This window comes from Halomonas sp. CKK8 (assembly GCF_029625235.1).
GTDB lineage: Bacteria > Pseudomonadota > Gammaproteobacteria > Pseudomonadales > Halomonadaceae > Halomonas > Halomonas ventosae.
In genome coordinates this window covers 999,540-1,016,910 of sequence record NZ_CP121193.1, presented here as the reverse complement: position 1 = coordinate 1,016,910, position 17,371 = coordinate 999,540, and the positions used below count along the sequence as shown (strand labels likewise).

Sequence of the window (17,371 nt, the reverse complement as noted above, 5' to 3'; positions counted from 1 at the left end):
CGTCGTCGCTCCCGCCAGGGGGCAACGCTGGATACCCTGAGGGGCCTGTTCACCCGGCCACCGAAAGGCCCATCTTACGCTAAGTGCCGAATTCGCGCACGAGTTTCAATACCTCGCCCAGGGGGTCGGGGCCCAGGCTGTCGACCCAGTGGAGCCCCGGCCAGCTGCGCATCCAGGTCAGCTGGCGCTTGGCCAGCTGGCGGGTCGCGATGATCCCGCGCCGCTCGAGCTCGTCACGCCCGAATTCGCCCTCCAGACAGGCCCATGCCTGACGATAGCCCACGCTCTTCATGGAGGGCAGGGAGGCAGCGAGGTCGCCGCGTGCCTTCAGGGCCGCCACCTCGTCGATGAACCCGGCGTCGAGCATCGCCCTGAAGCGCTGGGCAATGCGCGCATGGAGCACGCCACGGTCGGCCGGCGCAAGGCCTATCGACAGCGTGCGCCAGGGAAAGGTTTCACGGCGCTGCTCGGCCCAAAGCTCGGTCAGCGTGCGGCCACTGACGCGCTGGACTTCCAGCGCCCGCATCAGCCGCTGGGGATCATTGGGGTGGATGCGCGCCGCCGAGACCGGATCGACCCGGGCCAGCTCCGCATGCAGCGCCGCCAGGCCATGACGCGCCACCCTGCCTTCCAGCTCGGCGCGCACCGCCGGGTCCGAGGCGGGCAGGTTGGCCACCCCCTCGAGCAGGCGCTTGAAGTACATCATGGTGCCGCCCACCAGCAGCGGGACCCGGCCGGCGTCGCCGATCGCGCGCATCTCGCGCAGGGCGTCCTCGCGGAAGTCGGCGGCCGAATAGGGCTCGGCCGGGTCGCGGATATCGATCAGCCGGTGCGGCGCCCGGGCCAGCTCCTCGGGCGAGGGCTTGGCACTGCCGATGTCCATGTCGCGGTAGACCATGGCCGAGTCGACGCTGATCAGCTCGCACCCGAGCCGCTCATGGAGTTCGATGGCCAGGTCGGTCTTGCCGGCCGCGGTGGGCCCCATCAGCAGGATGGCGGGGGGTCGCGAATCGCTCATGGGTCTACTGCCCGCGCAGGAAGAGGCGGTCCAGCTCCTTCATGCTCATCTCGGTCCAGGTGGGACGGCCGTGGTTGCACTGACCGCTGCGCTCGGTGCGCTCCATGTCGCGCAGCAGGGCATTCATCTCCTCGATTCCCAGCTGGCGGTTGGCCCGCACGCTGCCGTGGCAGGCCATGGTCGCCAGCAGCTCGTTGATGCGCGCCTCGAGACGGTCGGAACGACCGTAGCGCTCCAGGTCGGCGAGCATGTCGCGGATCAGCGGCTCAACGTCGGCCTCGGCGAGCAGCACCGGCACCTGGCGCACCAGCAGGGTCTCGGGGCCGGCCACATCGAGCTCCACGCCAAGGCGCGCGAAGGCGTCATGCTCGGCTTCGGCGGTGGCCACCTCGCCAGGGCTCGCCGCCAGCGATACCGGCACCAGCAGCGGCTGGGCCTGCAATCCACCTTCACCCCCGGCGCCCCCGTGGACCTGGGTCTTCATGCGCTCGTAGACGATGCGCTCATGGGCGGCATGCATGTCCACCACCACCAGGCCGCGCTCCGTCTGCGCGAGGATGTAGACCCCGTGCAGCTGGGCCACGGCATAGCCCAGCGGCGGCGCGCGGGTCGCGTCCTCCTCGGGCATCGCCGGCCGCGGGGCACGCGCCGCCTGCGCGGCGCGACGCTCCTCTAGGGCCACGCCCGCGGCGCTGCCGCCGGGGGCCGGGGCGACCGGCTGGGGGGTCAGCAGGCGCTCCTCGTGGTCGGGATGCAGCGCCCGGTAGCCCTCCATGAAGGCCCTGACGCGATCCGGCGTGACGCGCTCGCCCTCCCCCTGCCCCGGCAATGCCATCGGCTGCTGCTGCCAGGCCGGCGCCGCCTCGCGCACGCCGTCCGCCGCCTCCTGCGTGTCTCGCGCCTCGTCGCGTTCGCCTCCCTCGCCGGGCCGGGCCTCGCCCAGCGCGCGGTGCAGGCTCGAGAACAGGAAGTCATGGACCATCCGCCCGTCGCGGAAGCGCACCTCGTGCTTGGTGGGGTGGACGTTGACGTCCACCACCCTGGGGTCGACCTCGAGGTAGAGCACGAACACCGGGTGGCGACCATGGAAGAGCACGTCGCGGTAGGCCTGGCGGATGGCATGGGCGACCAGGCGGTCGCGCACCACGCGGCCGTTGACGAAGAAGTACTGCTGGTCGGCTTGGGCCCGGGAGTGGGTCGGCAGCCCGACCCAACCCCACAGCCGCAGCCCCCCCACCTCCAGGTCCAGGTGCAGGGCGTTCTCCAGGAAGGCCTTGCCGAGCAGGGACTGGAGACGACGCTCCCGGGCCACCGGGTCATCGCCTGCCGGCAGCTGGTGCAGGGTCTTGTGGTTGTGGCGCAGCACCCAGCCGATGTCGAAGCGCGACAGCGCCTGGCGCCGGAAGGCCTCCTCGACGTGGCCGAACTCGGTCTTCTCGGTGCGCAGGAACTTGCGTCGCGCCGGGGTGTTGAAGAAGAGGTCACGAACCGTCACCGAGGTGCCGCGAGGATGCGGGGCCGGGGTCACGCGCGGCTCCATGCGCCGCCCCTCGGCCACCACGCGCCAGCCGCTGCGCGGGTCCTCGTCGGTATTGGAGGTCAGCTCGAGGCGCGCCACCGAGCTGATCGAGGCCAGGGCCTCGCCGCGAAAGCCCAGGCTGGCCACACCCTCGAGCTCCTCCAGGGAGACGATCTTGCTGGTGGCGTGGCGCGACAGCGCCAGCGGCAGGTCGGCCTCGCCGATGCCACTGCCGTCGTCCCTGACGCGGATCAGTCGGGCCCCGCCGTTCTCCAGCTCGACCTCGATGCGCCCGCTGCCCGCATCGATGGCGTTCTCCACCAGCTCCTTGACCACCGACGCCGGCCGCTCGACCACCTCGCCGGCGGCGATCTGGTTGGCCAGGCGGGGATCGAGGATCTGGATGTGTCGCTTCTCTGACATGTCGCTCCGAGGGGTCCGGGTCTGAAGAGGGGGCACCGGCCTCACGTCCGGGGGATGCGCAGCACCTGCCCAACCCGGATCACGTCGCCGTTGAGCTCATTGGCCTGCTTGAGCTGGGCCACCGGCACGCCGTGACGGGCCGCGATCTCCGAGAGGGTGTCGCCGGGCTGGATGCGATACTCGTTGCCCTCGGCGCTGCGATTACGGTCACGCTGCCAGGCCAGCAGGCTCGCCGGTGGCGGGTTGCGCTGGAAGTGGCCGCGGATGCCGCCGAACAGCGCCTCGACCATCTTCTGCTGATAGCCGCCGTCGCGCAGCCGACGCTCCTCCTCGGGATTGGAGATGAAGCCGGTCTCGACCAGCAGCGAGGGGATGTCCGGCGACTTCAGCACCATGAAGCCGGCCTGCTCGACCCGCGACTTGTGCAGCCGGTTGACCCGCCCTAACTGATCGAGCACCTGGCCACCGATGGTCAGGGAGTCATTGAGGGTTGCCGTCATGGTCAGGTCGAGCAGCACGCCACGCAGCACCTCGTCCTTGTCGTCCAGCGACAGGCTGCCGTCGACCCCGCCGATCAGGTCGGCCTGGTTCTCGCTGGCGGCCAGCCACTGGGCGGTCTCCGAGGTGGCCCCCCGCTGGGACAGCGCATAGACCGAACTGCCGTTGGGTCTGGGGCTGTTGAAGGCATCGGCATGGATCGACACGAAGAAGTCGGCCTTCTGCTCCCGGGCGATGCGGGTCCGCTGGCGCAGCCCGACGTAGTAGTCGCCGTCGCGGATCATCACCGCCCGGAACCCCTCCGCGGCGTTGACCAGCCGCGCCAGGCGCTGGGCCATCTCCAGCACGATATCCTTCTCGCGGGTGCCGGAGGGGCCGATCGCCCCCGGGTCCTCGCCGCCGTGGCCGGCGTCGATGGCGATGATGATGTCACGCCTGGGATGCGGCTTGGTGGACTCCAGCACCGGGGCGGCGGCGATATCGGCGGGGTTGCGGCCCTCGGCCACCGCCTCGCTGCGGGCACGGTCGGCGGCGATCTCCTGCTCGCGGATCATCGCCTCGATGGGGTCGATGGGATCCTCCACGGCGCTCTCCCCGGGATACTCCAGGTCCACCACCAGGCGATGGCCGTACTGGTCGTTGGGGGCCAGGGTGAAATGGCGGGGCTCGACCTCGCGCTCGAGTTCCAGCACCACCCGCAGGCCATTGCCGTCGCGCACCCCGGTGCGCAGGGTGCTGATCGCACTCCCCTCCAGGTCCAGCCGGTCGACGCTGGCATTGAGCTGGCTGTCGTCGAGGTCGATCACCAGGCGGCGCGGGTTGTCGAGGCTGAAGACATTGGCCCGCGCCGGAGAGGAGAGGTCGAAGACCAGGCGCGCATGGTCGGGCGCCGCCCAGAGGCGGAGGTTGTCGACGCTGGCGGCGTCGGCCAGGCCGCTGGCCAGCCACAATGCCAGCCCTGCGAGTCCGGCCAGCAGGCGCCCTCGCGGTCTCATGCGTGTCATCGCGCCGCCTCACCTTCCCTGTCCAGGAGCCAGCCGGCCAGCGCCGGCATCGCCGCCAGGCGCGCCAGCACCGCCCGGCCATGCTCGCTTCCGGCCACCAGGGTCGCCTCGCGCCCGCTGCCGGCCAGCCGCAGGATGACCTCCAGGTCCGGGGCCGGCAGCCAGCCCTCGCCCCGCTCCGGCCACTCGATCACGCAGAGCGCCTCCTCGGCGAGCAGGTCGCGGCCGCCGATGAACTCCAGCTCCTCGGGGTCGCCCAGGCGATAGAGGTCGAAGTGGTACACCCGGACCCCGTCCAGCTCGTAGGGCTCCACCAGGGTGTAGGTGGGGCTCTTGACCGCCCCCCGGTGGCCGCAGGCCCGCAGGATGCCCCGTGTCAGGGTGGTCTTGCCGGCCCCGAGCTCGCCGGCCAGGTGCACGCGACCATGACCCTCCAGGGCCCGCCCCAGGCACTCGCCGAAGGCGACCTGGCGGTCTTCGTCATCGAGTCGCAGCTGCATCGTCCTTGCCCATCGTCGGGTTGACCAGAATTCGTGCACAGGATGCCAGATCGCCGGCCAGCAGGCCACGCTCTCCCCCCTGCCTGGCCGCCATGTCGGCGGCCAGGGCATGCACCAGCACGCCGAGCCGGGCCGCCACCTCGAGGGGCAGCCCCTGGGCCAGCAGCGCGCCCAGGATGCCGGAGAGCGCATCGCCCATGCCGCCGCTGGCCATGCCCGGATTGCCGTGGGGGCAGACGGCGAGCCCCTCGGGGCCGGCCACCAGGCTGCCGGCGCCCTTGAGCACCACCACCCCGCCGTAGCGCCGCTGCAGGGCCCGGGCCGCCGCAGGCCGGTCGGCCTCGACCTCGCCGGGAGAGAGGCCCAGCAGGCGGGCAGCCTCGCCGGGGTGCGGTGTCAGCACCCACTCCTCGCGGCGCTGGCCGGTGAAGCGGGTCGCCAGCAAGTTGAGGGCGTCGGCGTCCACCACCAGCGGCTTCTCGGCCGAGAGGGCTGCCTGCAGCACGCCCTGCCCCCAGCTGCCCTGGCCAAGTCCAGGCCCCACCACCAGCACGTCGGCGCGATCCGCAAGCCCGTCGAGCTCCCCGGCACCGCGAAGGCCGTAGACCATCACCTCGGGGCGGCGCACCAGGCTTGCGGTCACGTGCTCGGGGGCCGTGGCCAGGCTCACCTTGCCGGCTCCCAGCCGCGCGCAGGCCTCGGCGGCGAGCAGCGCCGCCCCGCCGAAGCCCGGCGCCCCGCCCAGCACCAGCGCATGGCCGAAGTCGCCCTTGTGGGCGCTGCGCTCCCGCGGCGGCAGCCAGGCCGGGATCAGTCCGGCATCCAGCAGGCGGGCCGCGGGCACGAGGTCCGCCTCGGCCTCCACCCCCAGCGCTCGGAAGTCGACCTCCCCCACCCTGGCCGGTGCCGCCCCGGTATGCAGACCCAGCTTGTCGCCGATAAAGGTCACCGTCCTCGTGGCCTGCACCGCGACACCCAGCACTGTGCCGGTATCGGCATGCAGCCCCGAGGGAATGTCGATGGCCAGCACCGGCAGGCCGCTGGCGTTGATGGCCTCGATCGCCTCGCGGGCCTCGCCGCGCACCTCGCCGCCGAGGCCGGTGCCCAGCAGGGCATCGACGACCAGTTCGCCCTCGAGAACGAGGTCCGAGCGCCAGGGTACGGCCTCCACCCCGGCCGCCGTCGCCATGTCGGCGGCGCGCCCGGCATCGCCGGACAGGGCGTCGCGTGGCTTGAGCAGGATACGCTGCACGGCGACCCCCTCGGCGGCGGCCAGCGCCGCCAGCACGTGGCCATCGCCGCCGTTGTTGCCGCCGCCGCAGATCACGCTGAGCGAGCGCACCCCGGGCCAGCGGGCCTTGAGGCTCTGCCAGGCGGCCGCCGCCGCGCGCTGCATCAGGGCGAAGCCCTCGATGCCGGCGGCGATGGTGCGCCGGTCGAGTTCGCGCACCTGGTCGGCGCGATAGAGCGGCCGCCCGTGACGCTGCCAGTGATCGAACGACTCGACGGACATCCGGTGTCTCCCTTGAACGTGATGCTTTACCATGGAGTGTAAGTGCTTCACGCCTCGCGCCAAGCCCCCCGGCAGCAGAATCAGCGCCGGCTCCCCTTCTTGCTCATTCTTTTCAACAATGACGGTTTATCGCTCATGAGCGCCCCGGCGCCGATTCCCGACACCCCGTCCGACCTCCAGGCCCTGGCCGACCGGATCAGGACCTGGGGCCGCGAGCTCGGCTTCCAGCAGCTGGGCATCACCGACGTCGACCTGGCCGAGGACGAGCAGCGCCTGGCGCGCTGGCTCGCGGCCGGCCACCATGGCGAGATGGCCTTCATGGCCAAGCACGGTACCAAGCGCACCCGTCCGGCGGAGCTGGTCCCCGGCACCGTGCGGGTGATCAGCGTGCGCCTCGACTACCTGCCCGCCGAGGTGGAAACGGCAAAGGTACTCGGTCGGCCGCAGACCGCCTACGTCTCCCGCTATGCCACCGGACGCGACTACCACAAGCTGATGCGCAAGCGGCTGGCCACCCTGGCGAAATGGATCGAGGCCGAGATCGGCCCCTTCGGCTACCGCGCCTTCGTCGACTCCGCCCCGGTGATGGAACGGGCCCTGGCCCGCAAGGCGGGACTGGGCTGGTTCGGCAAGAACGCCATGCTGCTCAACCCCAGGGCCGGTTCGCTGTTCTTCCTGGGCGAGCTCTACACCGACCTGCCGCTGCCGGTGGACGCGCCCTTCGAGGGCGACCACTGCGGCAGCTGCAGCGCCTGCCGCACCGCCTGCCCGACCGGCGCCATCGTCGAGGACCGGGTGGTCGATGCCCGGGCCTGCATCTCCTACCTGACCATCGAGCTTCACGGTGCCATTCCCGAGCGTTTCCGGGAGGCCATGGGCAACCGGGTGTTCGGCTGCGACGACTGCCAGCTGGTCTGCCCCTTCACCCGCTTTACCCGGGTCTCCCGCGAGGCCGACTTCGCTCCCCGCCACGACCTGGACCGCGCGAGCCTGGTCTCGCTGTTCGCCTGGGGCGAGGAGGAGTTCCTGGAGAAGACCGCCGGCAGCCCGATCCGCCGCATCGGCTACGAGCGCTGGCTGCGCAACCTCGCCGTGGGGCTCGGCAACGCCCCCTGGAGCGAGGCCGTGGAGGCCGCCCTGTGGGCGCGGCTGCCCTACCCCTCCGAGCTGGTCCGCGAACACGTGCGCTGGGCGCTGGCCCGCCAGCGGGAGAAGCGACAGCGGCTCATCGCCGCCGGCTAAGAAAGCTGCAAGCCAGAACGTGCTCCGCCATTACCGGCGGTAAGGGGGTTCCTTGCCGCTTGCTCCTTGGCGCTTGTTCCTGGCCCGAAGGGCCTACTCCTCCTCGTCGCTCTCGTCCCCCGCCAGGCGCAGGAAGGTGCGGCGATAGTGCGCCAGCTCGGCGATGGACTCCTTGATGTCGTCCATGGCGAGATGCACGTTGCGCTTCTGGAAGCCGACCAGCGCCCCCGGGTTCCAGCGCTTGGCCAGCTCCTTCAGGGTCGAGACGTCCAGGTTCCGGTAGTGGAAGAAGGCCAGCAGCTCGGGCATCTCCCGCTCCAGGAAGCGGCGGTCCTGGTGGATGCTGTTGCCGCACATGGGCGAGGTCCCGGGGACAACATGCGCCTCGAGGAAGGCAAGCGTCTGCCGTTCGGCCTCGGCGGTGTCGACCGGGCTCTCCTTCACCCGCTTCACCAGGCCGGAGGCGCCATGGGTCCGGGTGTTCCACTCGTCCATCGCCTCGAGGAGGGCGTCGGGCTGATGCACCGCGATCACCGGCCCCTCGGCGACGACGTTGAGCTCGCTGTCGGTGACCAGGGTCGCTACCTCGATGATCCGCTCGCGGTTGGGGTCGAGTCCGGTCATCTCCAGGTCGATCCAGACCAGGCGCTGACGACGCGGGTCCCGGGTGTCGGAGGAGGTGTCGGGGGCCTCGGAGGAAGGGTGGTCTGCCATATGAGTTCCTTGCGTGGGCCCGCTGACGACAGCGGACACCTTGGGTGAGTACAATGAGGCCCATTGTAGCGAGCTTCAGGCCCCCATGAGCAAACGCAAGTTGAGCCGCCAGCAGCGCTGGCGCATCGAGAAGGTCCAGGCAGAGCGCGCTCGACGCGCAGACCGACGCGACTCCCGGGACGGCGAGAAGCTGGCCGCCGGCGAGTACGGGGCCGAGCAGGGCGGCCGGGTGATCGCCCACTTCGGCCGCACCCTGGATGTGCGGCCGGATCAGGACGGTGAGGCCGTGCGTTGCCACCTGCGCGCCAACCTCGAGGGACTGGTGACCGGCGACCGGGTGATCTGGCGCGCCGCCCATGACGCCAGTGACGGCGTGGTGGTGGCCCGGGGCGAGCGCGACAACGTCCTGGAGCGCCCCGATGCCCGCGGCCAGCTCAAGCCCGTGGCCGCCAATATCGACCAGATCCTGATCGTCTTCGCGGTGGAGCCGGCGCCCCATGCCAACCTGATCGACCGCTACCTGGTGGCCGCCGAGGCCACCGGCATCGCCCCGGTACTGGTGCTCAACAAGGTCGACCTGCTGCCGGCACACGGCGGTGAACTGCGCGACCTGCTGGGGCGCTACGAGGGCCTGGGCTACCCGGTGGTCACCACCACCATCGAGCGCGAGGGCGGACTCTCGGCCCTGCATGCGCGGCTGGCCGGACGCACGTCGGTCTTCGTGGGTCAGAGCGGCGTGGGCAAGTCCTCGCTGATCGACCGCCTGCTGCCGGACGAGGAACTCCGCATCGGGGCGCTGTCAAAGGACACGCGCAAGGGCACCCATACCACCACCACCGCGCGCCTCTACGCCCTGCCAGGCCCCGCCCCGGGCGAGGCCAGCGAGGGCGAGCTGATCGACTCGCCGGGGATCCGCGAGTTCGGCCTGGGCCATCTGGACGCGGAGCAGGTCACCGAGGGCTTCATCGAGTTCCGCGACTTCCTGGGTCACTGCCGCTTCCGCGACTGCCGCCACCGCCATGAGCCGGGTTGCGCCCTTCTCGCCGCCGTGGAGCGGGGCGATATCCATCCCGAACGCTTTGCCAGCTACCGACGCATCCTCGAGAGTCTCGGGGAGGCCTGACGCCAGGTGTCTGCCTCTAGGGGCACCTGAATCAAGGAGTCGATTTTACGGAGCTGAATTTAAGGAGAATGTGCCATGAGTTCCGAAGACAACCTGCTCCCGCTGATCATCGAGCCCGACCAGCTCGCCGAGCACCTGGACGAGCCGTCGCTGCTGGTCATCGACGTGCCGCTCAGGGCCGAGAGCTACGGAGAGGGGCATGTCCCCGGCGCCGTCTTCCTGGATCATCGCCTGCTGATGCGCGGCGAGGACCCGGCCGGCAACAGCGTGCCCAACGAGGTGCCCACGGTCGAGGCGCTCTCCCGGCTGTTCTCGTCGCTCGGCCTGACCCGGGACACCCATGTGGTCGCCTACGACGACGAGGGCGGCGGCTGGGCCGGGCGCCTGCTGTGGACCCTGGAGCTGATCGGCCACACCCGCTACTCCTATCTCAATGGCGGCATCCATGCCTGGCGGGAGGCCGGCCGGCCCGTCTCCACCGAGCCAAGCGCTCCCCGTCCCAGCGACTACGAGGCGAAGATCCTGCACCCCGAGGTCGCCATCGATCGTCTCGAGCTCCAGGAGCGCCTGGGCGAGAAGGGGTTCGCCGTCTGGGATGCCCGCTCGCGGGCCGAGTACGACGGCGAGAAGGGTAACAACACGCGCCTCGGCCATATCCCGGGGGCGGTGAACATGGAGTGGACCGACGCCATGGACCGCGAGCACGGCCTGCGGATCCGCGACTATGCGGAGCTCGTCACCGAGCTCGAGGCGCTGGGCCTGACCCCTGACATGGAAGTGGTCACCCACTGCCAGAGTCACCACCGCAGCGGCTTCACCTGGCTGGTGGGCAAGGCGCTGGGCTTCGAGAAGATCCGCGGCTATGCCGGCTCCTGGAAGGAGTGGGGCAACCGCGACGATACGCCGATCGAGACATAGGACACCCCCTTGCCACTCTCCCGACTCTTTGCCCTGATCCAGTACCCGCTGCCCCATCACCTGCTCTCGCGGCTGGTGGGCGCGCTCGCCGACTGCCGGCTGCCATGGCTGAAGAATGCGTGTATCCGCGCCTTCATCCGGCAGTTCCGCGTCGACATGGACGAGGCCGCCGAGCCCGACCCGACGGCCTATGCCACCTTCAACGACTTCTTCACCCGCGCTCTGGAGGAGGACGCCCGCCCCATCGGCGAGGGCCTGGTCTCCCCCGCCGACGGCACCCTCTCGCAGTTCGGTGCCGTCGAGGCCGGCCAGCTGCTCCAGGCCAAGGGCCACCGCTTCTCGATGATGGAGCTGCTCGGCGACGACGGCGAGGCGGCGCGCCGCTACCTCGGCGGCAGCTTCGCCACCGTCTACCTCTCGCCGAGCGACTACCACCGGGTCCACATGCCCGCCACCGGCACCCTCACCGAGATGGTCTACGTCCCGGGCCGGCTGTTCTCGGTGAATGCCGCCACCACCGAGCATGTGCCCAACCTCTTCGCCCGCAACGAGCGGCTGGTGTGCCACTTCGACACCGAGCACGGCCCCATGGTGGTGGTGCTGGTCGGGGCGATGATCGTCGCCGCCATCGAGACGGTCTGGGCCGGCCAGATCACCCCGCTCTCCGGCGAGGTGCAGCGCGTGCGCTTCGACACCCCGGTGCGCCTCGAGAAGGGCCAGGAGATGGGCCGCTTCAAGCTCGGCTCCACGGTGGTGATGGCCTTCAGCGAGCCGGTCACCTTCACCGACGACCTCGCGCCCGGCGCCAAGGTACGGATGGGGCAGTCGCTGGGGCAACTGTCTCGCTAGGGCCAGGGCTTTTCCGGCGGAAAGTCTACGCGGAGGCGCTGTGAACCCTTCCCTGGGCGCTACCGATGCCATCCCTGGCATAGGACCTCCGCTTCGACTTCCCCCCGGCGCCCTACCTCTCAGACCTAACAACGGGGCGTGGCGAAGGCCATGACCTCCGCCACGCTCGACTTGCCCAGCGCCAGCTGGATCAGCCGGTCGAGGCCCAGCGCCACGCCGCTCCCCTCGGGCATGCCGTGCGCCAGGGCGGCCAGCAGGCGCTGGTCTACGTCCACCTCGGACAGGCCCGCGGAACGGCGGTCGGCGTTGTCCTGCTCGAAGCGCGCCGCCTGCTCCTCGGCATCGGTGAGCTCGTCGTAGCCGTTGGCGAGCTCCAGCCCTTCCAGGTAGAGCTCGAAGCGCGAGGCCACCCGGGCGCCGTCCTCGGAGTCGCGATGGTGGCGAGCCAGGGCGGCCTGACTGGCCGGATAGTCCACGACCACCTCGAGCCCCTCTCGCCCGAGATGGGGCTCGATCGCAAGGCTCATCAGCAGGTCGAGGCAGCCGTCGCGGTCGCTGTCGGCCATGTCCAGGCCGCCCACCTCGCCGGCCCGGCGCCGCAGCTCGGCAAGCGGGGCGGTGAAGGGGTCGATGGCCAGGTGCTCGCGAAACAGCTCGCGGTAGCGTCGCCGCCGCAGCGGGCCCAGCTTATCCCCCCGTTCTCGGCCCAGCACGGTGCGGACCAGGGCAGCGGTCTCCTCGATCAGCGCATCGAGCGCAAGCCCGGGGCGATACCACTCCAGCATGGTGAACTCGAGATTGTGGCGCCGCCCCACCTCGCCATCGCGAAAGCTCCTGGCCAGCTGGAAGATCGGCCCCGAGCCGGCGGCCAGCAGCCGCTTCATGGCGAACTCCGGGGAGGTCTGCAGCCAGAGCCGCTCACGCCCGGCCGGCGTGGTCGCCTCGGCAGACAAGGAGGCCAGGTGCACCTCGGTGCTGCCGCCGTGGCCCAGCACCGGCGTCTCCACCTCCAGCACGCCACGCCGGGCGAAGAAGGCGCGCACCTCGGCGAGCAGGCGGGCCCGCTCGCGCAGGGTCTCGATCGTCGCCGTGGGGCGCCAGTCGTCCGTCATTTCCCAACCTCCAGAACCGCCAAGGCCACGCCGGATGAGCGTGGCCTTGGGAGCTTTATCAACAAAGCTGTCGCCCTCTCCGAGCGATGCTCAGACTAGGCGAATCCCGTGTAAGGCGGCGGAGTTTAGCAGCGCTAAATGAGCAAGCCGTCTCGGGATTCAACGACGTATGAGCGAGCGCAGGAAGGGCCGCACCTCAGGCGCGGGAGACGTACTCGCCGCTACGCGTATCCACCTTCAGCACCTCGCCCTCGTTGATGAACAGCGGCACGCGAACCACGGCGCCGGAGGAGAGGGTCGCCGGCTTGGAGCCGCCCTGGGCGGTGTCACCCTTGAGGCCGGGGTCGGTCTCGGTCACTTCCAGCTCGATGAAGTTTGGCGGGGTGACGTTGATCACGTTGTCGTTCCACAGGGTCACGGTGTAGGGAACCTGCTCCTTGAGCCACTTCTCGGTATCCCCCAGGGCCTTCTTCTCCACGGCGTACTGCTCGAAGGAGCCGTCGGTCTTCATGAAGTACCACATGTCACCGTCGGTGTAGAGGTACTCCATCTCCAGCTCGAGGACGTCGGCAGCCTCCAGGGAGTCACCGGACTTGAAGGTGCGCTCCCAGACGCGGCCGGTCATCAGGTTGCGCAGCTTGACGCGGTTGAAGGCCTGCCCCTTGCCGGGTTTGACCAGCTCGTTCTCGACGATGCTGCACGGATCGCCGTCCAGCATCACCTTCAGACCGCCCTTGAATTCGTTGGTAGAATAGTTGGCCATGATGTCTAACCCATATTCGAGCGCGCCACCGGCACTGGCCGGGGGCGCGCGCAAGCAGATGAAAGTCGACGGGGAACTCGCCCCCGTCCGCATTGACTGGTGTGTCGCATGATAACCCGAAGCAGCGCCCTTTTGCAGCGTCCCGACCGGGAGGCGCGCCCCCTGTCCCTCCAGGCACGCTGGCAGACCCAGCTGGCCAGGGCGATCCGCGACCCCCGCGAGCTGTGCCGCCGCCTGGGGCTCGACGAGAGCTGGTGGCCCGGTGCCGAACGAGGCCATGGCCTCTTCGAGGTACGGGTCCCCGAAGCCTACCTGGCGCGCATCCGCCCCGGCGACCCGTCCGACCCCCTGCTGCGCCAGGTGCTGCCGCTGGCCGAGGAGGCGCTGGCCGCGCCCGGCTATGTGGCCGACCCCCTCGAGGAGGCAGAACATGCGCCTGCGCCGGGGCTGATCCACAAGTATGCCGGCCGGGTCCTGCTGATCGCGAGCCCGGCCTGCGCGGTGAACTGCCGCTACTGCTTCCGCCGTCACTTCCCCTACGAGGAGAATGCGCCTTCGCGAGCGCAGTGGGACGAAAGCCTTGAGCACATCCGCCGCGATACCACGATCCACGAGGCCATCCTCTCGGGGGGCGACCCCCTGGCCGCCAGCGACCGCCAGCTGGCCTGGCTGGTCGAGCGCCTGGACGCCATTCCCCACCTCAAGCGGCTACGGATCCACACCCGGTTGCCGGTGGTGATCCCCGAGCGCATCGACGACGCCCTGATCGGCTGGCTCGGCGCCACCCGCCTGCAGAAGGTGGTGGTGCTGCACATCAACCATGCCCACGAGATCGACGAGGCCGTCATCGCCGCATGCCACCGGCTGAGCGACGCCGGCGTGACCCTGCTCAACCAGAGCGTGCTGCTGCGGGGGGTCAACGACTCGGTGGAGGCCCTGGCCGCACTCTCCGAGCGGCTGTTCGAGGCCGGCATCCTGCCCTACTACCTCCACGTGCTCGACCCGGTCGCCGGGGCGGCGCACTTCGACGTGGCCGACGTTGATGCCCGCGAACTGGTCGCGGGCCTGCGGGAGGTATTGCCGGGCTTCCTGATGCCCCGGCTGGTGCGCGAGATCCCCGGCGAGGGGAGCAAGACGCCGCTGTAGCCACAAGCTGCAAGGGGTCAAGGGGTCAAGGGGTCAAGGGGTCAAGGGGTCAAGGAAACCATGACAAGGAACCCCGCCGGCTCGGAGCTGGCGGGGTTCCTTGTTCCTTTTCACTTGGGCCTTGCTACCTCGTCACGCCAGTGACGCTGCGGTCACGTTGGGCGCCGGCGCCTCGGTGGAGAGCTTGCGATTGATGGCGCTCATCACCCCTTTGATGGAGGCACTGGTGATGCTCTCGTCGGTGCCCACGCCGAACACCGCCTCGCCGCCGACACGCACCTCCACGTAGGCGATCGCCTCGGCGTCGGCGCCCTGGCCGCGGGAGTGCTCGTGGTAGTCGATGATCTCCACGTCGTGGCCTTCGGCGGCCAGCGCCTTGACGAAGGCCGCCAGCGGGCCGTTGCCCTGGCCCTGGATGGTGCGCCGCACGCCGTATTCCTCGATGGTCGCCTCGAGGCTCACGGTCGGGCTATCCGGCTCGGAGGACATGCGGTGGCTGATCAGGGCGAAGGGTTCGTGCTGCTCCAGGTACTCGTCGACGAAGGCCTGGTAGATCATCTGCGAGGTGATCTCCTTGCCCAGCCGGTCGGCGACCTCCTGCACCACCTGGCTGAACTCGATGGAGAGCCGGCGCGGCAGCTCGATGCCGTGCTCCTGCTCGAGCAGGTAGGAGATGCCGCCCTTGCCGGACTGGCTATTGACGCGGATCACCGCCTCGTAGCTGCGGCCGACGTCCAGGGGATCGATGGGCAGGTAGGGAACCTCCCAGACGTCGTTCTCTGCCTCGCGGCGAGCGGCCATGCCCTTCTTGATGGCGTCCTGATGGGAGCCCGAGAAGGCGGTGAACACCAGGTCGCCCACGTAGGGGTGGCGCGGATGCACCGGCAGCTGGTTGCAGTATTCCACCTCGCGCATGATCGGCGTGATGTTGGAGAAGTCGAGCCCCGGGTGCACGCCCTGGGTGTAGAGGTTCATGGCCAGGGTGACGAGGTCGACGTTGCCGGTGCGCTCGCCGTTGCCGAACAGACACCCCTCTACCCGGTCGGCACCACCCATCACGGCGAGCTCGGCGGCGGCCACACCGGTACCGCGATCGTTGTGCGGGTGCACGCTGACGATCAGGTGGTCGCGCTTGGCGACGTGGCGGCAGAACCACTCCACCTGGTCGGCGTAGTTGTTGGGCGTCGCGCACTCCACGGTGGCCGGCAGGTTGACGATCATCGGCGCCTCGACGCTGGCGCCGAAGGCCGCCTCCACGGCGTCGACGATCTCCACGGCGAAGTCCATCTCGGTGGTGGAGAAGAGCTCCGGGGAGTACTGGAAGGTCCAGTTGGTCTCCGGTGCCGCCGCCATGTGCTCGCGGATGCGGGTGGTGGCGTCCACGGCGATCTGGATGCACTCGGGCTTGTCGACGTTGAACACCACGCGGCGGAACACCGGGTCGGTGGCATTGTAGACATGGACGATGGCGTTCTTCGCACCCTTCAGCGACTCGAAGGTGCGATCGATCAGGTGCGGGCGGGCCTGGGTGAGCACCTGGATCCGCACGTCGTCCGGCACCTTGTCCTCCTCGATCAGGGCGCGCACGAAGTCGAAGTCGGTCTGGGAGGCCGAGGGGAAGCCCACCTCGATCTGCTTGAAGCCAATCTTGACCAGCAGGTCGAAGAGGCGCTGCTTGCGCTCCTGGTCCATGGGGTCGATCAACGCCTGGTTGCCATCGCGCAGGTCGACGGCGCACCACTGGGGCGGCATCTCGATACGGCGGTTCGGCCACTGGCGGTCGGGCAGGTCGACGGCCACGAAGGGGCGGTACTTAGAGGCGGGGTTGTCGAGCATCATGGTGGCGTTCTCCCTGGACTGGCGATGCGGCACTCTTGCGAATACGGCTCAGAAACGGCAACGCCCCGACGGCCGGGGGCCTGTCGGGGCGTCACGCGAGGTATCGGACACATCCATACCAAAGACACGAACGGCATGACGTTCGCGGCGACTCGGTACGGCATGGGCTTTCATGGAACGGATGGGGACGGTGGCTGACATGATACGACCTCGTTTCGACCGGGACCTTCTGGCGAAGGACAGTGGCGATGCAGGCGGCATCGCCCACGCTCTCAGGAGCGGGCTAGTAGTCGTAGGTCGAGGTCGTACGCCGTCATGTTCATGACACTAGAAAATCAGGATCGGGCGGCCTTGTCAACTCCGGCGTTCGAGCAGCGCCTCCATCCGGGAGAGCTGGTCACGCAGTTCCCGCACGTCGCTGCGCAGGCCATGCAACTCGGCGGCCTCGCCCTCGCCGCTCTCGATCTCCATCTGCACGCTCTCCTTCTGCATCACGTCGAGCACGATGCCGATCATCATGTTGAGGAAGATGAAGGCGGTGAGAAAGATGAAGGTCAGGTAATAGATCCAGCTCCAAGCATAGACTTCCTGGGTGGCATACATCACGTCGGTCCAGTCCTCGAAGGTGGCGATGCGGAACAGGGTGAGCATGGCGATCGAGATGTTGCCCCACAGGAAGTCGTCCACCTCGGCAAAGAGGAAGCTGCCCAGGGCCGCGTAGATGTAGAAGATGATGAACATCAGCAGGGCCACGTAACCCATGCGCGGAATCGACTTGACCAGCGCCGCCATCAGCATGCGCAGCTCGGGGATCATCGAGACCAGGCGCAGCACCCGGAAGATGCGCAGCAGGCGTGCCAGCAGCACCATCTCCGAGTCGTCCAGGGGGATCAGGCTGGCGGTGACGATCAGGAAGTCGAAGATGTTCCAGCCCTTGCGGAAGAAGTCGCGCAGGCGCTTCTCCGCGGCCATGCGAATCAGGATCTCCACCAGGAAGAACACCGTCACCGCCACGTCCATCACCAGCAGCCACTGCTGGAAGCGGGTGGTCTCCTCGTAGGTCTTGGCGCCGATCAGCAGCGCCGAGACGACGATGATGGCGATGACCGCAGTCTCGAACAGTTTGTTGGCGCGCAGCCGCTCGAAGCGCTCGCGCCAGCTAACGAAGGCAGTGCTCATGGGCCTCGGAT

15 protein-coding genes are annotated in these 17,371 nt (G+C 69.3%); 5 read left to right on the top strand and 10 right to left on the bottom strand.

Features of this window, described 5'->3' with window-relative positions; translation table 11 throughout:
• Nucleotides 1–79: 79 nt before the first annotated feature.
• From miaA to P8934_RS04775, 5 genes are read right to left on the bottom strand one after another with little or no spacing between them, the layout of a single operon-like run.
• Nucleotides 80–1,018: a tRNA (adenosine(37)-N6)-dimethylallyltransferase MiaA gene (gene miaA / locus P8934_RS04795; RefSeq protein WP_278033180.1), complete on the bottom strand. Its 939-nt coding sequence runs from the start codon at nt 1,016–1,018 to the stop codon at nt 80–82.
• Between the two features lie 4 nt (nt 1,019–1,022).
• The gene (mutL, locus tag P8934_RS04790) at nt 1,023–2,960 is read right to left on the bottom strand and encodes a DNA mismatch repair endonuclease MutL (protein WP_278033179.1); all 1,938 of its coding nucleotides are present in this window, start codon (nt 2,958–2,960) and stop codon (nt 1,023–1,025) included.
• A gap of 41 nt (nt 2,961–3,001) precedes the next feature.
• On the bottom strand, nt 3,002–4,462 hold the full coding sequence (locus tag P8934_RS04785) for an N-acetylmuramoyl-L-alanine amidase (RefSeq protein ID WP_278033178.1): 1,461 nt from the start codon (nt 4,460–4,462) through the stop codon (nt 3,002–3,004).
• Nucleotides 4,459–4,962: a tRNA (adenosine(37)-N6)-threonylcarbamoyltransferase complex ATPase subunit type 1 TsaE gene (gene tsaE, locus P8934_RS04780; protein WP_278033177.1), complete on the bottom strand. Its 504-nt coding sequence runs from the start codon at nt 4,960–4,962 to the stop codon at nt 4,459–4,461. Before tsaE ends, P8934_RS04785 begins: the two co-directional genes overlap by 4 nt.
• Nucleotides 4,943–6,475 carry an NAD(P)H-hydrate dehydratase gene (locus P8934_RS04775; RefSeq protein ID WP_278033176.1) on the bottom strand — a complete coding sequence of 511 codons (1,533 nt, stop codon included), beginning with the start codon at nt 6,473–6,475 and terminating at the stop codon, nt 4,943–4,945. The genes tsaE and P8934_RS04775 overlap by 20 nt, the downstream gene beginning before the upstream one ends.
• Nucleotides 6,476–6,610: 135 nt before the next feature.
• Here P8934_RS04775 and queG point away from each other — a divergent pair, with 135 nt between their 5' ends.
• Nucleotides 6,611–7,717: a tRNA epoxyqueuosine(34) reductase QueG gene (gene queG, locus P8934_RS04770; protein ID WP_278033175.1), complete on the top strand. Its 1,107-nt coding sequence runs from the start codon at nt 6,611–6,613 to the stop codon at nt 7,715–7,717.
• 93 nt (nt 7,718–7,810) lie between these two features.
• Here the strand turns inward: queG and orn are convergent, their stop codons facing one another.
• Nucleotides 7,811–8,431 carry an oligoribonuclease gene (orn, locus tag P8934_RS04765; protein ID WP_278033174.1) on the bottom strand — a complete coding sequence of 207 codons (621 nt, stop codon included), beginning with the start codon at nt 8,429–8,431 and terminating at the stop codon, nt 7,811–7,813.
• Between the two features lie 85 nt (nt 8,432–8,516).
• Here orn and rsgA point away from each other — a divergent pair, with 85 nt between their 5' ends.
• The 3 genes from rsgA to asd all read left to right on the top strand — a co-directional run bounded on the left by rsgA (nt 8,517) and on the right by asd (nt 11,321).
• Complete coding sequence (gene rsgA, locus P8934_RS04760; protein WP_278033173.1) at nt 8,517–9,554, top strand: small ribosomal subunit biogenesis GTPase RsgA; 1,038 nt, start codon at nt 8,517–8,519, stop codon at nt 9,552–9,554.
• Nucleotides 9,555–9,629: 75 nt separating this feature from the next.
• Nucleotides 9,630–10,472, top strand: a complete 843-nt coding sequence (locus P8934_RS04755) for a rhodanese-like domain-containing protein (RefSeq protein ID WP_278033172.1) — start codon at nt 9,630–9,632, stop codon at nt 10,470–10,472.
• A gap of 9 nt (nt 10,473–10,481) precedes the next feature.
• Entirely contained in the window at nt 10,482–11,321 is an 840-nt protein-coding gene (gene asd / locus P8934_RS04750; RefSeq protein ID WP_278033171.1) for an archaetidylserine decarboxylase, read from the top strand.
• Nucleotides 11,322–11,446: 125 nt separating this feature from the next.
• Here asd and epmA read toward each other — a convergent pair whose 3' ends face one another.
• Together epmA and efp are read right to left on the bottom strand one after the other, a co-directional pair.
• Complete coding sequence (gene epmA, locus P8934_RS04745; protein ID WP_278033170.1) at nt 11,447–12,433, bottom strand: EF-P lysine aminoacylase EpmA; 987 nt, start codon at nt 12,431–12,433, stop codon at nt 11,447–11,449.
• A 196-nt stretch (nt 12,434–12,629) separates the two neighbouring features.
• Nucleotides 12,630–13,196, bottom strand: coding sequence for an elongation factor P (gene efp / locus P8934_RS04740; RefSeq protein ID WP_133637396.1), 567 nt, complete (start codon nt 13,194–13,196; stop codon nt 12,630–12,632).
• A gap of 108 nt (nt 13,197–13,304) precedes the next feature.
• Here efp and epmB point away from each other — a divergent pair, with 108 nt between their 5' ends.
• Entirely contained in the window at nt 13,305–14,342 is a 1,038-nt protein-coding gene (gene epmB, locus P8934_RS04735) for an EF-P beta-lysylation protein EpmB (protein ID WP_278033169.1), read from the top strand.
• A gap of 132 nt (nt 14,343–14,474) precedes the next feature.
• Here epmB and leuA read toward each other — a convergent pair whose 3' ends face one another.
• Both leuA and P8934_RS04725 read right to left on the bottom strand, forming a co-directional pair.
• Nucleotides 14,475–16,181 carry a 2-isopropylmalate synthase gene (leuA, locus tag P8934_RS04730; protein WP_278033168.1) on the bottom strand — a complete coding sequence of 569 codons (1,707 nt, stop codon included), beginning with the start codon at nt 16,179–16,181 and terminating at the stop codon, nt 14,475–14,477.
• 354 nt (nt 16,182–16,535) lie between these two features.
• Nucleotides 16,536–17,360: an ion transporter gene (locus P8934_RS04725; protein ID WP_278033167.1), complete on the bottom strand. Its 825-nt coding sequence runs from the start codon at nt 17,358–17,360 to the stop codon at nt 16,536–16,538.
• Nucleotides 17,361–17,371: the final 11 nt, after the last annotated feature.